At 64.3% G+C, this 12,862-nt stretch carries 12 protein-coding genes; 3 read left to right on the top strand and 9 right to left on the bottom strand.

The window, feature by feature from the left end; genetic code table 11:
- Nucleotides 1–251: 251 nt before the first annotated feature.
- Nucleotides 252–1,019 carry a transcriptional regulator GlcC gene (gene glcC, locus AB4N42_RS15350; protein ID WP_198795814.1) on the bottom strand — a complete coding sequence of 256 codons (768 nt, stop codon included), beginning with the start codon at nt 1,017–1,019 and terminating at the stop codon, nt 252–254.
- A gap of 233 nt (nt 1,020–1,252) precedes the next feature.
- Between glcC and glcD the strand changes: the two genes are divergently transcribed.
- Genes glcD through glcF form a run of 3 tightly spaced genes read left to right on the top strand, consistent with a single transcriptional unit; the run spans nt 1,253 to nt 5,037 of the window.
- Entirely contained in the window at nt 1,253–2,752 is a 1,500-nt protein-coding gene (glcD, locus tag AB4N42_RS15345) for a glycolate oxidase subunit GlcD (protein ID WP_431145269.1), read from the top strand.
- Nucleotides 2,752–3,816, top strand: a complete 1,065-nt coding sequence (glcE, locus tag AB4N42_RS15340) for a glycolate oxidase subunit GlcE (protein ID WP_030141727.1) — start codon at nt 2,752–2,754, stop codon at nt 3,814–3,816. Before glcD ends, glcE begins: the two co-directional genes overlap by 1 nt.
- A 3-nt stretch (nt 3,817–3,819) precedes the next feature.
- Nucleotides 3,820–5,037, top strand: a complete 1,218-nt coding sequence (glcF, locus tag AB4N42_RS15335) for a glycolate oxidase subunit GlcF (RefSeq protein ID WP_460114920.1) — start codon at nt 3,820–3,822, stop codon at nt 5,035–5,037.
- A 104-nt stretch (nt 5,038–5,141) separates the two neighbouring features.
- On the opposite strand, the gene AB4N42_RS15330 is transcribed toward glcF, so the two are convergent.
- The 8 genes from AB4N42_RS15330 to AB4N42_RS15295 all read right to left on the bottom strand — a co-directional run bounded on the left by AB4N42_RS15330 (nt 5,142) and on the right by AB4N42_RS15295 (nt 12,859).
- The gene (locus AB4N42_RS15330; protein ID WP_030141729.1) at nt 5,142–5,528 is read right to left on the bottom strand and encodes a hypothetical protein; all 387 of its coding nucleotides are present in this window, start codon (nt 5,526–5,528) and stop codon (nt 5,142–5,144) included.
- A 10-nt stretch (nt 5,529–5,538) separates the two neighbouring features.
- A complete protein-coding gene (locus AB4N42_RS15325; RefSeq protein WP_217859737.1) occupies nt 5,539–6,771 on the bottom strand; it encodes an SfnB family sulfur acquisition oxidoreductase in 1,233 nt (410 codons plus the stop codon).
- Between the two features lie 161 nt (nt 6,772–6,932).
- Nucleotides 6,933–7,709 carry an ABC transporter ATP-binding protein gene (locus AB4N42_RS15320; RefSeq protein WP_198795809.1) on the bottom strand — a complete coding sequence of 259 codons (777 nt, stop codon included), beginning with the start codon at nt 7,707–7,709 and terminating at the stop codon, nt 6,933–6,935.
- 52 nt (nt 7,710–7,761) lie between these two features.
- Entirely contained in the window at nt 7,762–9,096 is a 1,335-nt protein-coding gene (locus AB4N42_RS15315; protein WP_217859739.1) for an ABC transporter substrate-binding protein, read from the bottom strand.
- Nucleotides 9,097–9,182: 86 nt separating this feature from the next.
- Complete coding sequence (locus AB4N42_RS15310; RefSeq protein WP_030141731.1) at nt 9,183–10,247, bottom strand: branched-chain amino acid ABC transporter permease; 1,065 nt, start codon at nt 10,245–10,247, stop codon at nt 9,183–9,185.
- A gap of 4 nt (nt 10,248–10,251) precedes the next feature.
- Nucleotides 10,252–11,133 (bottom strand): branched-chain amino acid ABC transporter permease, encoded by an 882-nt coding sequence (locus AB4N42_RS15305; protein ID WP_030141732.1) that lies wholly within the window; start codon nt 11,131–11,133, stop codon nt 10,252–10,254.
- Nucleotides 11,130–11,900 carry an ABC transporter ATP-binding protein gene (locus AB4N42_RS15300; protein WP_334597885.1) on the bottom strand — a complete coding sequence of 257 codons (771 nt, stop codon included), beginning with the start codon at nt 11,898–11,900 and terminating at the stop codon, nt 11,130–11,132. The genes AB4N42_RS15305 and AB4N42_RS15300 overlap by 4 nt, the downstream gene beginning before the upstream one ends.
- Nucleotides 11,897–12,859, bottom strand: coding sequence for an AMP-binding protein (locus AB4N42_RS15295; RefSeq protein ID WP_258647617.1), 963 nt, complete (start codon nt 12,857–12,859; stop codon nt 11,897–11,899). Before AB4N42_RS15295 ends, AB4N42_RS15300 begins: the two co-directional genes overlap by 4 nt.
- Between the last annotated feature and the right edge of the window lie 3 nt (nt 12,860–12,862).

The raw sequence follows: 12,862 nt of genomic DNA, 5'->3' as shown, positions 1-12,862 counted from the left end.
GGCGTCCGGTCAGCTACATCTTTTTGACTGACACTCCGCCTTCGCGAGCAAGCTCGCTCCCACATGGGTTTTTGGGTCGTTATCAAGATCAGCGTCCACCACCCATCCCTTCTGGGAGCGAGCACGCTCGCGAAAACAGTGGATCAGCTTGCATCTATGTTGAATGTGCCGCCGTCTTCGCGAGCAGGCTCGCTCCCACAGAGGATAGCGTTCAGCCGAAACCAGGTCGGCACCTGCCCAACGGTTGACCTCTACGCCCACCCCTCCAGCCGCAACGTGGCGCGCACCAGGCGTTGCTCTTCGTTTTCGATTTCCCTGAGGTTCTCGCAGATGCTCTGGATGTGGGCGATGGCCGCCTTGCGCGCCTGCTCCGGCAGCCGCCCGGTCACGGCGTTGTAGAGCCGGGCGTGTTGGCGGTCGATCTGGCGCTTTTGCGGCTCACGGTGGTAGAGGTTGTTGACCGAGGCGAACACTGAGCTGAGCAGCAAGTCCGTCAGCGAACGCAAGGTCTGCACCAGCACCGGATTGTGCGAGGCCTCGCAGATCGCCAGGTGAAACGCATGGTCGAGCCGGGCATGGACGCTGGCCTCCAAGGGACGGCTATGGGCGTCGAGCATAGCCTCGTAGCTGCGGGTAATCAGTACGAAATCAGCCTCGGTCCCGCGCAGGGCCGCCAGGCGCGCGGACTCGCCTTCGAGCAGGCTGCGGACCTCGAACAGATCATAGAGCGTGCGTGGCTGCGAGCTGAACAGGTGCATCAGCGGCGACGCCAAGCCATGCCCCGACAAGTCGGCCACGAATGACCCCTTGCCCTGTTCAGTCTTGATAATCCCGCGGGCGCGCAGCAGCTTCAGTCCCTCGCGAAGCGCGGTGCGGGAGACACCGAGCTTTTCCGTCAGTCGCCGTTCCGAAGGCAACAGCTGCCCGGTCTTGAGCACGCCATCGACGATCAGGCGTTCTATGCGCTCGCAGACCACGTCGGCGACTTGCGGGTTACGGCGCGTCTCGAAGCTTTCCATCGAATCTCCAACTGGTATGACCAGCTCTGTCATCGGATCCAGAGGTTTTCAAACACAGCGATAGCTCGCTGATTTTTCATTGAATTTTCAAACAGCCAAAAAGAACAGGGTCGAAGAACTGGTTCGACCAGTCCAACAACACATGGACAGTAGAACGCCTCGGACCAATGATGCAAGTCAGCCGTATCAGAACAGACCTCGAATAAAAACAACTTGAGGGTCGCCTGCGAACCATGAACATTCTCTACGATGAACGCGTCGACGGCGTCTTGCCTGACGTGGACAAAAATGCACTGCTCCAGGCCCTGCAAACCCAGCTTCCCGACCTGGAAATCCTCCATCAGCGCGAAGCGCTCAAACCGTACGAATGCGACGGGCTCTCCGCCTACCGCACCACGCCCATGCTGGTGGTGCTGCCGCGTCACATCGAGGAAGTCCAAGGCGTGCTTCGCCTCTGCCACGCGCGCCAGGTGCCCGTCGTCGCCCGTGGCGCGGGCACCGGTTTGTCCGGCGGTGCGCTGCCGTTGGAGAAAGGCGTGCTGCTGGTGATGGCGCGCTTCAACAACATCCTTCACATCGACCCCGCCGCCCGCACCGCCCGGGTCCAGCCGGGCGTGCGCAACCTGGCGATTTCCCAGGCGGCCGCGCCGTTCGGCTTGTACTACGCGCCGGATCCCTCTTCGCAGATCGCCTGTTCAATCGGCGGCAATGTCGCGGAAAACGCCGGTGGCGTGCATTGCCTCAAATACGGGCTGACCGTGCACAACCTGCTCAAGGTCGACATCCTCACCGTCGATGGCGAACACCTTACCCTGGGTTCCCAGGCCCTCGACTCACCGGGGTTCGACCTGTTGGCGTTGTTCACCGGATCCGAAGGCATGCTCGGCGTGATTACCGAGGTCACGGTCAAACTGTTGCCCAAGCCGCAAACGGCCAAAGTGCTGCTGGCGGCCTTCGATTCGGTTGAAAAGGCTGGCCGGGCGGTGGGTGACATCATTGCCGCCGGGATCATCCCGGGCGGTCTGGAAATGATGGACAACCTGGCCATTCGCGCCGCCGAAGACTTCATCCACGCCGGCTACCCGGTGGACGCCGAAGCCATTCTGTTATGCGAACTCGATGGCGTGGAAGCCGACGTCCATGACGACTGCGACCGCGTGCGCCAGGTGTTGCAACAGGCCGGCGCCACCGACGTGCGCCAGGCTTGCGATGAGGCCGAACGCGTGCGTTTCTGGGCCGGACGCAAGAACGCGTTTCCTGCGGTGGGCCGCCTTTCGCCGGATTATTACTGCATGGACGGGACGATCCCCCGCCGGGAACTGCCCGGTGTGCTGCAAGCTATCGCGGCGTTATCGGCGGAGTACGGCCTGCGGGTCGCCAACGTTTTCCACGCTGGCGATGGCAACATGCATCCGCTGATCCTGTTCGATGCCAATCAGCCGGGCGAGCTCGATCGCGCCGAAGCCCTGGGCGGCAAGATCCTCGAATTGTGCGTGGAGGTCGGCGGCAGCATTACCGGTGAGCACGGTGTGGGCCGCGAGAAGATCAACCAGATGTGCGCGCAGTTCAACAGCGATGAGCTGACCGTGTTCCATGCGGTCAAGGCCGCGTTCGACCCGAGCGGGCTGCTCAACCCAGGGAAGAATATTCCGACGCTGCATCGCTGCGCCGAGTTTGGCGCCATGCATGTCCACATGGGTCAGCTGCCCTTCCCTGAACTGGAGCGTTTCTGATGGGCAGCGAACACGATTTCGACGACAGCGCCGCGCTGCTGGAGCAGGTCAACCAGGCCCTGGAAAACGCCACGCCGCTGCGTATCCAGGGTTCCAACAGCAAGGCGTTCCTGGGGCGCAGCGTGGCGGGCGAAGTACTCGACACGCGCTCGCACCGCGGCATTGTCAGCTACGACCCGACTGAACTGGTGATCACCGCTCGTGGCGGTACGCCGTTGACGGAGTTGTTCGAAGTGCTCGACGCGGCGCAGCAGATGCTGCCTTGCGAACCGCCCGCCTTCGGTGAAAATGCCACGGTGGGCGGCATGATTGCCTGCGGACTCTCGGGGCCACGTCGTCCCTGGTCAGGCTCGGTGCGCGATTTCATCCTCGGCACACGAGTCATCACTGGCCACGGCAAGCACTTGCGCTTCGGCGGCGAGGTCATGAAAAACGTCGCCGGCTACGACCTGTCGCGCTTGATGGCCGGCAGCTACGGCTCGCTGGGCGTGGTGACCGAAGTGTCCCTCAAGGTCCTGCCAAAACCACGGCAGACCTTGAGCATCAGCTTGGAGATGGACGCCCAGCGTGCCTTGCAGCGCCTGGCGGAATGGGGGCAGCAACCGCTGCCGATCACTGCCGCGTGCCACGATGGCCAGCGCCTGAACCTGCGACTTGAAGGTGGCGAAGGCTCGGTGGCCGCGGCCCACGACCGTTTGGGCGGCGAGCGACTGGACGCTTCGTACTGGCAGGACCTGAACGAACATCGGCTGAGCTTCTTCGATGAAGATCGGCCCCTCTGGCGCCTCTCCCTGCCGCCGAACACACCTCGCTTGCCGTTGCCCGGCGTCCAACTGATCGATTGGGGCGGCGCCCAGCGCTGGCTCAAATCCGACGCCGAAGCGACCTTCATCCGCTCGATCGTCGAACAAGTCGGCGGGCATGTGACCTGCTATACCCCTGGATTGGCCGACAGCCCTTTCCAACCGCTGCCCGACGCATTGATGCGCTATCACCGGAACCTGAAGCAGCAACTCGATCCACGGGGCCTCTTCAACCCCGGCCGCCTGTACGCGGAGCTTTGAACCATGCAGACCACCTTGAGCGAATACGCCCGCCAATTGCCCCGCGCCGAAGAAGCCGAACGCATCCTGCGCAGTTGCGTGCACTGCGGTTTCTGCAATGCCACCTGCCCGACCTATCAATTGCTGGGCGATGAACTGGATGGTCCGAGGGGGCGCATCTACCTGATCAAGCAGGTGCTCGAAGGCAACGAAGTGACCCGCGCCACCCAGGAACACCTGGATCGCTGCCTGTCGTGCCGCAACTGCGAAACCACCTGCCCCTCCGGCGTCGATTATCACAACTTGCTGGACATTGGCCGGGCGGTGGTCGATGCGGCAGTCCCGCGCCCGCTCGGCCAACGCCTGTTGCGCGAGGGGTTGCGCAGCGTGGTGCCCAACCCCAGGCTGTTCAAAGGATTGGTGAGCGGCGGCCAGGTTTTCCGCGCGTTGCTGCCAGACACGCTGAAAGCCAAGCTGCCCCGCAACGTGCACCCAGCAAAGCCACGACCGACCACCCGCCATGACCGGCAAGTGCTCATGCTCGAAGGCTGCGTGCAACCAAGCCTCTCACCCAACACCAACGCAGCCGCCGCACGGGTACTGGATCGATTGGGCATCAGCGTCACCGCGATTCGCGAGGCCGGTTGTTGCGGGGCGGTGGACTATCACCTGGACGCCCAGGCCGCCGGCCTCGATCGTGCCCGGCGCAACATCGACGCGTGGTGGCCGGCCATTGAAAGCGGCGCCGAAGCCATCGTGCAAACCGCCAGCGGTTGCGGCGCCTTCATCAAGGACTACGGGCACCTGCTCAGCAGCGATCCGGCGTATGCCGCCAAGGCCGCAAAAGTGAGCGCCCTGGCCAAGGACCTGGTTGAAGTACTGCGCGACGAACCGTTGGATCAGCTCGGCGTACGCAGCGACCAGCGCCTTGCTTTCCACTGCCCCTGCACGTTGCAGCACGCCCAAAGACTCGGGGGCGCAGTCGAAGCGATCCTGGGACAGCTTGGATTCAACCTCACGCCGGTGCCCGACAGCCACCTGTGCTGCGGCTCGGCGGGCACCTACTCGCTGACCCAACCCGAACTCTCCCGGCAACTGCGCGACAACAAGCTCAACGCCTTGGAAAGCGGACACCCGGAAGTCATCGCCACCGCCAATATCGGCTGTCAATCCCACCTCGACGGCGCTGGCCGAACCCCTGTCCGGCACTGGATCGAACTGGTTGAAGAGGCGTTGCCTTGAGCGAGCGCTGGAGACTTCCATGTAAAGCAAAGCCCTACTGAGCAAGCCGAAGCGGCACTTGGATCATTCAACCCGGCACAAAGGCGAGCAACCGCAAAACCCGCTCACGCCTGCCCTCCCTGCCCATCCGCCAACGCCGCGCCGTTGAGGTAATGGTCGCCCAGCAACCGGCGCTGGGTCAGCAACGCCGGCTCGGCGGCGTCCGGCAATGGCCGCGGCAAGCTGCGCCCGGCCAACTCGAAGTACGCGTGACCGGCCACGCGCGCCGCCTCCGCAGCGGCCAGGCGAAAGGCGATGGCGGTCGATTGGGACGTGTCGGCGCGTTCGAGCAAAGCATCGGCGGCGTCGATGCGGATGCGCAGGTCGCCGACTGCCGCGACCACCAGGGCCTCATGTCGCGCGCTCTGCCCGCGCAGGTAGTCAAGCAGAGCCGCCTCGACGTGGCGGGCATGGGCGAGGTCGCTACGACCTTGGGAATGTGAATAGGACATGCTCGATACCTCAATTCCAGGAATGACGTTGCGGCTTGATGTCGTTGAGAAGCTGGTTGCCGACCAAGTGATATTTCCAGCGCACCGGGTCGTGCAGGGTGTGGGTCCGCGCGTTGCGCCAGAACCGGTCCAGGCCCTGGCTGGCCGAGACGCTGCGCGTGCCGCCCAGCTCCAGCAAACGGCTGGACGCCTCCAAGGCGATCTCGGTAGAGAGCACCTTGGCCTGGCCAACGATTACGGAAGCCTCGGCGACTCGTTCCTCGCTGGGTTCGGCGACGGCACGGTCGACGGCTCGGGCCGCACGCTGCAAAATCGCCTCGGCCGCTTGCAGGCGCCAGGCCAGTTCACCGATCAACGCTTGGCCCAGCGGGTCTTGCCAACCGTGCTGCAGGCCGCTGTCGACCCAGGGGCGCGCCTGGCGGGCGACGCGCAGGGTCTCGGCGAAGGCGCCACGGGCAATTCCGGTGTCCACGGCGGCTTGGATAATCTGCGAAATCGGACCGTCGGAAGTGGGTTGGTCATAGGCCTTCCAGGCCGGCACCACGTCGATGGCAGGCACTCGCACGCCGTCGATACGCACCTGGCCGCTGGCGGTGATGCGCTGGCCGAAACCGTCCCAACTGTCGATGACGGTCAACCCGGCAGCATCGCGCGGCACCAGGGCGATGTGCACATGCCCCACCTCGTCAACCCCGGCCACCGGCACGATATGGGCGAACAATGCGCCGGTGCAGTAGGCCTTCTCGCCGTCGAGTACTGCCGTGTCGCCATCGAAGCGGATCTGCGTCTGGAAGGTCGTGACGTATTGGCTTCGCGCTTCGGAAAAGGCGTTGCCGAAGCGATCCCCCTCAAGCACCTTCGCGTAGTAGCGCCGCTTCTGCTCTTCGCTGCCGGTCAAGCCGAGATTGCTGAGGACGCCGAAATGGTTTTGCGGTAGCTGGCCGAGGGATGAATCGGCGGCGGAAATGATGGCGATCACCTCGCTGAGGGTGACATAGGACACCCCGGCACCACCGTAGGCCTTCGGCACGCTGATCGCCCACAGGCCGCTTTCGGAGAAGCGTTCCAGTTCATCCCAGGGCAGCCGTCGCTCACGATCGCGCAAGGCGGCCTCCCGGGCGAAATCCTCGGCCACACGCTGCGCCACCTCGATGGCCTCGGCGTCGCTGCGAATGATATGGGCCGGGCGCCGAGGGCCTGGACGGGCCGGCTGGGACGGGTCAACGGTCGGTGAATGGCTCATGGGCTGCTCCTTGCGTAACGGGTTCACCCAAAGCCAGAGCACACTCCGTACCAAGCCTTTAAACCCTTTGTATTCAATGCATTGCGATCCGACAGCAGGCCTGGAAAAGCCCCTGCAACAGCAAACTGCGGATTCACTGTTGCCCACCGAACACTCGACCGTCAGCCGGCCTTGCCGCCCAGATAGAAATGCTGGATGTCTTCCCGCGCCGCCAACTCCGCACCGCTGCCCTCACCCACCACCCGACCGTTTTCCAGGACGTAGGCGTAGGTGGCATGGCGCAGGGCAACGTTGATGTTCTGCTCGGCCACCAGAAAGCTCATGCCCTCCTGGGCATTGAGCTGGGCGACGATGGCGAAAATCTCCTCGACAAGGATCGGCGCCAGCCCCATGGAAGGTTCATCCAGCAACACCAGCCGAGGCCGGGTCATCAATGCCCGGCCGATGGCGAGCATCTGCTGCTCGCCGCCTGAGGTCAGCCCGGCCTGGGTCTTGCGCTTGGTCTTCAGGCGTGGGAACCAGGCGTAGATGCGCTCCAGATCCTGCTCCAGCTGTCGGCGCGTCGGCTTGCGCAGGAAACCGCCGCTGCGCAGGTTGTCCTCGACGGTCAGGTGGGCGAACACATGGCGCCCCTCCAGCACATGGACGATGCCCTGGCGGGCCAGCAGATTGGCTGCAACGCCGGCGGTGTCCTGCCCCTGGAAAGTGATCCGGCCCCGGCTGACGTGCGCACGGTCAGCCTGGACCAACCCGGAAATGGCCTTGAGCGTGGTGCTCTTGCCGGCCCCGTTGGCGCCCAGCAGCGCAACGATGTCGCCCTGCCCGACCCGCAGGGAAACTCCGGCCACGGCAAGGATCGCGCCGTCATAGATCACTTCGATGTCGTGTACCGCCAATAGCTCACTGCTTGCGGTGCCGGCAAGGGTCGCAATGGTCATGGGTGCTTCCTCCTCGGGCGCGGGTGCGCCCGGTTGTGTGTCGTGTGCAGGGTCATTGCGCCGCGCAATCGCGGGCGGACACGCCCTTCTCTTTCGCATACTCGGCGGCCTTGGCATCGATCAACGGGCGCAACGTCACGCGGTCGGCCTGGACCCAGTCGGTGATCAGCTTCCATTGCTGGCCGTCCCATTGCTGGACCTTGGCGGCCCCGCCCCCTTCGTGGTCGCTGCAAGACAACTTCAGCGGCTGCATCAACCCAAGGAAACCAATCTCCTTGAGGCGGGCATCACCGAGGTCGAGGTGCTCCAGGCCCCAGCGACCCTCCTCACCGTTGAGTGGACGATTGCCGAATTTTTTCTGCCCGGTGCGGATCGCCTCGACGGCAATGGCGGCGTTCACCAAGCCGGAGTTGTAGTAGACGCTGCCAAAACTCTTCGGGTCCTTGAGGTCGCTCTTGCCGGTATCGAGGATGTACTGGCGGATGCGTTGGTGGATGTCGAAGTCGGCACCGCCCGGATAAGGCGTCAGCGCCAGGTACCCCTTGCCCGCCTCGCCGGCCGGCAGCACGTCCTCATTGGAACTGGCCCAGATATCACCGACGATGCGCTCCACCGGGTAGCCGAAACGCGCCGCAGTCTTGATCGCCACGGGCGTGGACACGCCCCAGGTCCGTAGGAACACCCAGTCCGGCTTGAGTTGCCGCACCTGGCGCCACTGCCCGGCCTGTTCGTTGCCCGGGTCGGCCACCGCGATCTGGATGTTCTCGAAACCATACTTCTGCGCCAACAGCGCCAGCGGTCCCTGGGTTTCCCTACCGTAGGCCGAGTCGTGGTAGACGGTGGCGATCTTCTTGCCCTTGAGCTTGTCCAGCCCGCCCTCGCGCTCGGCCACGTAATTGATGAACGCCGAGGCCTCGCTGTAGAACGTCAGCATGGCCGGGAAGTTGTAGGGGAATACCCTGCCGTCGGTGGCCTCGGTACGGCCATAGCCGAGGGTGATCAACGGGATCCGGTCGGCTTCGGCCTTGTCCGCGAGGGCATAGGCCGCCGGAGCGCCGTTGGGTGCGTAGATCGCCACTGGCGCGCCGTTGAGGCCGTTCTTGAAGCGCTCGTAGCACTCGATGCCCTTTTCCGCCGTCCATTCGGTCTCGCACTCCTGCCAGACCAGTTTGACGCCGTTGATCCCGCCTTCCACCTCGTTGATGTAGCGCAGGTAGTCAATCATTCCGGCCCACACCGGAATGCCGCTGGAGGCATAGGCGCCGACCCGGTAGGTGGCCAGGGGGAAGAACTGTTCGTTGGCTGCCTGGGCAGCCGGTACCAGCGTTGCACAGGCGCCCAATGCCAGGCCGATGGCGGCGAGGCTACGTTTGAAAGTTGCATGCATGTCTGTCTTCTCGATGTGGTCTTGTGCGGTGTTGGAACCTCCTTTCCCTCGGTAGGGTCAAGGTTCGTTGGGTTGTAGGTCGGCGCTCAGAACCGCAGCGGCCAGACCCTGATGCGTTCGCGCAGGTCGCCGAGCAGGCGCGCCAGCCCCTCCGGTTCCTTGATCAGGAACCCGATGATCAAGGCGCCGAAGAGCACCTTCTGCAGGTTCTGCAATTGCCCGGCGTCGACGTTGCCGTTGAACAGCCATTGCCCGGCATGGCTGAGCAGGATCGGCACGAGGCTGATGAAGGCCGCGCCGATGAAGCTGCCGGCAATGCTGCCCATGCCGCCGATAATGATGATGAACAGAATCTGGAACGAACGGTTGATGTCGAAGCTGCCCGCGCTGGCTGTTCCCAGGTAAGCGAATGCCCAGAGCGCCCCGGCGATTCCCAGGTAGAACGAACTGACGGCGAAGGCCATGCGCTTGTCGCGCTCCACGGCAATCCCGATCACGGCGGCAGCGGTGTCCATGTCGCGGATCGCCATCCAGTTGCGTCCGACCTGGCTGCGCACCAGGTTGACCGCCACCCAGGTCAACAGCACCACGCAACTGAGGGTCAACAGGTAGCGGCCGACCGGCGTCGCCAGGTTATGGCCGAACAGTTCCAGGCGCGGCGCGCTGATGGTGCCGGACGAAGCGTAGTTGTAGAACCACGGGAACTTGGCGAACACCCACTCCAGAAAAAACTGTGAGGCCAGCGTGGTGACCATCAGGTAAAAGCCCTTGATCCTTGAGCTGGGAATGCCGAACAGCAGCCCGACCACCCCGGCAATCACCCCACCGCCCAGCAGCGCCAGTGGCAGCGGCAGGCCAGGTACGCGCAGCAGCAGGCCGTAGGTGGCAAACGCCCCCACGGCCATGAAGCCGGCGGCGCCGACCGAGGTCTGGCCGGTATAGCCCGTCAACAGGTTCAGCCCCAGGCCCGCCAGCGACAGCACCAGAAAGGGAATCAGGATCGCGTTGAGCCAATAGTCGTTGCCCAGCCACGGCAACCCGACAAACGCCACCAACAACAGCAACAACAGGCCCGGCCGCCAACGGCGACGCACCAGGGTCAGGGGCGCGTCGTCGAAGCTGGCAGTGAGGCGCGGAACAGTAGCGGTCATGGCGTCATACCCGTTCAATGATCCGGTCGCCGAACAGGCCGGACGGACGGATGTAAAGGAAAATCAAGGCGAGGAAATAGGCGAACCAGGGCGTGATCCCGCCGCCGACCAGTGGGCCGATGTATGCCTCGGCGAGGTTCTCGGCCGCCCCGACGATCAGCCCGCCGACGATAGCGCCGCCGATCGAGGTGAAGCCGCCGATGATCAACACCGGCAGCGCCTTGAGCACCACCAGTGACAGTGAGAACTGCACGCCTTGCCGCGCGCCCCAGAGCAACCCGGCGACCAGGCCTACCACCCCGGCCACAGCCCAGACGATCTGCCAGATGCGGTTGAGGTTGATGCCCAGCGACAGTGCCGCACGGGTGTCGTCGGCCACGGCGCGCAGGGCAACACCGATGCGGGTCTTGTTGAACAGCAAGGCCAGCACCGCCACCGTCAGCCCCGACACGCCGGCGGCGATCAGGTCGAACTGGCTGACCATGATCTCGCCCACGAACAGCGGGACGTCCTCGATACCCAGGTCCAGCGCACGTACCTGGGCGCCCATCAGCCCTTGGGCGAGGCCTTCGATGATGAACGACAGGCCAAGGGTGGCCATGAACAGGGTGATCTGCGAACGGTTGACCAGCGGACGCAGCACCAGCCGCTCGATCAACAACGCGCCGACAATCATCACCAACACCGTCAGGACCAACGCCAGGGCGAAAGAAAAACCCTGCTCGCGCAAGCTGACGAAGGTCAGCGCGGCGAACAGCAGCATGGCGCCCTGGGCGAAATTGAACACGCCGCTGGCCTTGTAGATCAGCACGAAACCGATGGCCACCAGGGAATACAGGGTGCCGGCCAACAGCCCGCCGACCAGGGTTTCCAAAAAGAAATTCATGCGTGCGAAACCCCCAGGTAAGCGGCGATCACATCGGGGTTGGCCTGGACTTCAGCGGGCGTGCCGTCACCGACCTTGCGTCCGTAGTCAAGCACCACCACATGACTGGAGAGGCCCATGACCACCTGGATGTCGTGTTCGATGAGAATCACCGTAGTACCCAGGTCCCGATTGATATCGGCGATGAAACGGCTCATCTCCTGTTTCTCCTCAGCGTTCATGCCGGCCATCGGTTCGTCGAGCAACAGCAGGGTCGGTTGCGCGATCAGCGCCCTGCCCAGCTCCACGCGTTTCTGCAGGCCATAGGCGAGGCTGCCCACGGCGACGTCGCGCCAGGCCTGCAACTCGAGGAATTCCAGCACCTGCTCGGCCCGCTCGGCGAACGCCCGCGCCTCGCGCCGGGCTCGCGGCAGGCCCAGGGCCTGTTCGAGGAAAAACGTGCGCTGGAAGCGCGACAGGCCGGTGAGCAGGTTGTCCACCACGCTCATTTTCTTGAACAGCGCATTGTTCTGGAATGTCCGGCCGATACCGAGCCGCGCCGCCTTCAGCGGATGCGGACGGTGCAACGGTTCGGCGGCGAAGAACAACTGGCCGGCATCGGCCCGGTAGACTCCGTTGAGGATGTTCAGCAGCGAACTCTTGCCCGCGCCGTTCGGCCCGATCAAGGCGCAGATCTCGCCAAGCCTGACGCTGAACGAGAGATCGGAAATCGCTTTCACGCCGCTGAACGACAGCGACACATTGCGCACCTCCAACAGCGAACTCATGCCGCTCGCTCCAGGTATTCCCGCAACCACGCCGGGCCTTGCCGCACGGCGCCTGCGGTCGCGCTCGGCACCTCGATCCGGCGCAGTCGCTGGAAACCGAGCAGGTGCCGCACCCGCGCCTTGAGCCAGCGTCGCAGGCCACGGCGCGGATCATCCAGGGTCCATTCGCACAATCGTCGGCGCCAACTGTCCGGGGTCGGCAGACGGGCTTCTATTTCCGCCGCCAGCGACTCCACTCGCGCAGCAGACAGCAGCAAGGCCGTCGGGGCGATCTCGCGGCGATCGCGGCTGGCCGATTCTCGAGTTTCCGGAAAGGCCAGGCCTTCGCCGCCCTCCAGCCAGCGACGGAACAGGTGCGCCAGTCCATCACGCCATTCGGTGCCTTCATCGATCCACACCACCGCGTCGTCGGCAACCTGGGCCCAACCCTGGCGCTGCGCTGTCGGCGCCTCGGCGACGAACAGCACCGACAGCGATTGCACCTGCCACAAGCCGCGACGCACCGCATTGGCCTGGGCCGAATACAGCCGCAACGGCCAATCATCATCGAGACCGCACTGCAGCCAGTGCGACACGCTTTCGCGACGCTGGACAAAGGCGAACGCCGGACGGATCAAACGCAACTGGCGTCGCAGATCCTCACCCTGGCTCTCGCGGTCGATCACCACGCTGTGCCCACCCAACTGGCGCGCCGCCAGTGCCAGGATCAGCAGGCTCGGCTCGAAGGCGCCGCTCAGCGCCAACCGCGCCCCCGGGGCAAACCCCTGCTGGCGCAGACCATCGCAGACACGCTCGACCTCGCGTTGCACATCGATCCACCGCCAGGCCCTCCACACGCCGAGGCGTCGATGACGCAAGGCAATCTGCGTCGGTCGCTCCCTGGCCCAACGTTGCAAGGCGACCAAGGCGTTGTCCGTCACGCTTTCAGGCAGTGGTGCATTGAGTTCGAAGAGGCTCATGCG

It is taken from the genome of Pseudomonas sp. H2_D02 (genome assembly GCF_054677635.1).
The sequence above is the reverse complement of the archived record's forward strand: the minus strand, read 5'-3'. Positions and strand labels throughout refer to the sequence as shown.

What these genes read in the sequence shown, in the direction of transcription:
- glcC (WP_198795814.1), bottom strand. Translation starts at nt 1,019, where the DNA reads ATGGAAAGCTTCGAGACGCGCCGTAACCCGCAAGTCGCCGACGTGGTC.
- AB4N42_RS15330 (WP_030141729.1), bottom strand. Translation starts at nt 5,528, where the DNA reads ATGTCCTATTCACATTCCCAAGGTCGTAGCGACCTCGCCCATGCCCGC.
- AB4N42_RS15325 (WP_217859737.1), bottom strand. Translation starts at nt 6,771, where the DNA reads ATGAGCCATTCACCGACCGTTGACCCGTCCCAGCCGGCCCGTCCAGGC.
- glcF (WP_460114920.1), top strand. Translation starts at nt 3,820, where the DNA reads ATGCAGACCACCTTGAGCGAATACGCCCGCCAATTGCCCCGCGCCGAA.
- glcD (WP_431145269.1), top strand. Translation starts at nt 1,253, where the DNA reads ATGAACATTCTCTACGATGAACGCGTCGACGGCGTCTTGCCTGACGTG.
- AB4N42_RS15295 (WP_258647617.1), bottom strand. Translation starts at nt 12,859, where the DNA reads ATGAGCCTCTTCGAACTCAATGCACCACTGCCTGAAAGCGTGACGGAC.
- AB4N42_RS15300 (WP_334597885.1), bottom strand. Translation starts at nt 11,900, where the DNA reads ATGAGTTCGCTGTTGGAGGTGCGCAATGTGTCGCTGTCGTTCAGCGGC.
- glcE (WP_030141727.1), top strand. Translation starts at nt 2,752, where the DNA reads ATGGGCAGCGAACACGATTTCGACGACAGCGCCGCGCTGCTGGAGCAG.
- AB4N42_RS15305 (WP_030141732.1), bottom strand. Translation starts at nt 11,133, where the DNA reads ATGAATTTCTTTTTGGAAACCCTGGTCGGCGGGCTGTTGGCCGGCACC.
- AB4N42_RS15310 (WP_030141731.1), bottom strand. Translation starts at nt 10,247, where the DNA reads ATGACCGCTACTGTTCCGCGCCTCACTGCCAGCTTCGACGACGCGCCC.
- AB4N42_RS15320 (WP_198795809.1), bottom strand. Translation starts at nt 7,709, where the DNA reads ATGACCATTGCGACCCTTGCCGGCACCGCAAGCAGTGAGCTATTGGCG.
- AB4N42_RS15315 (WP_217859739.1), bottom strand. Translation starts at nt 9,096, where the DNA reads ATGCATGCAACTTTCAAACGTAGCCTCGCCGCCATCGGCCTGGCATTG.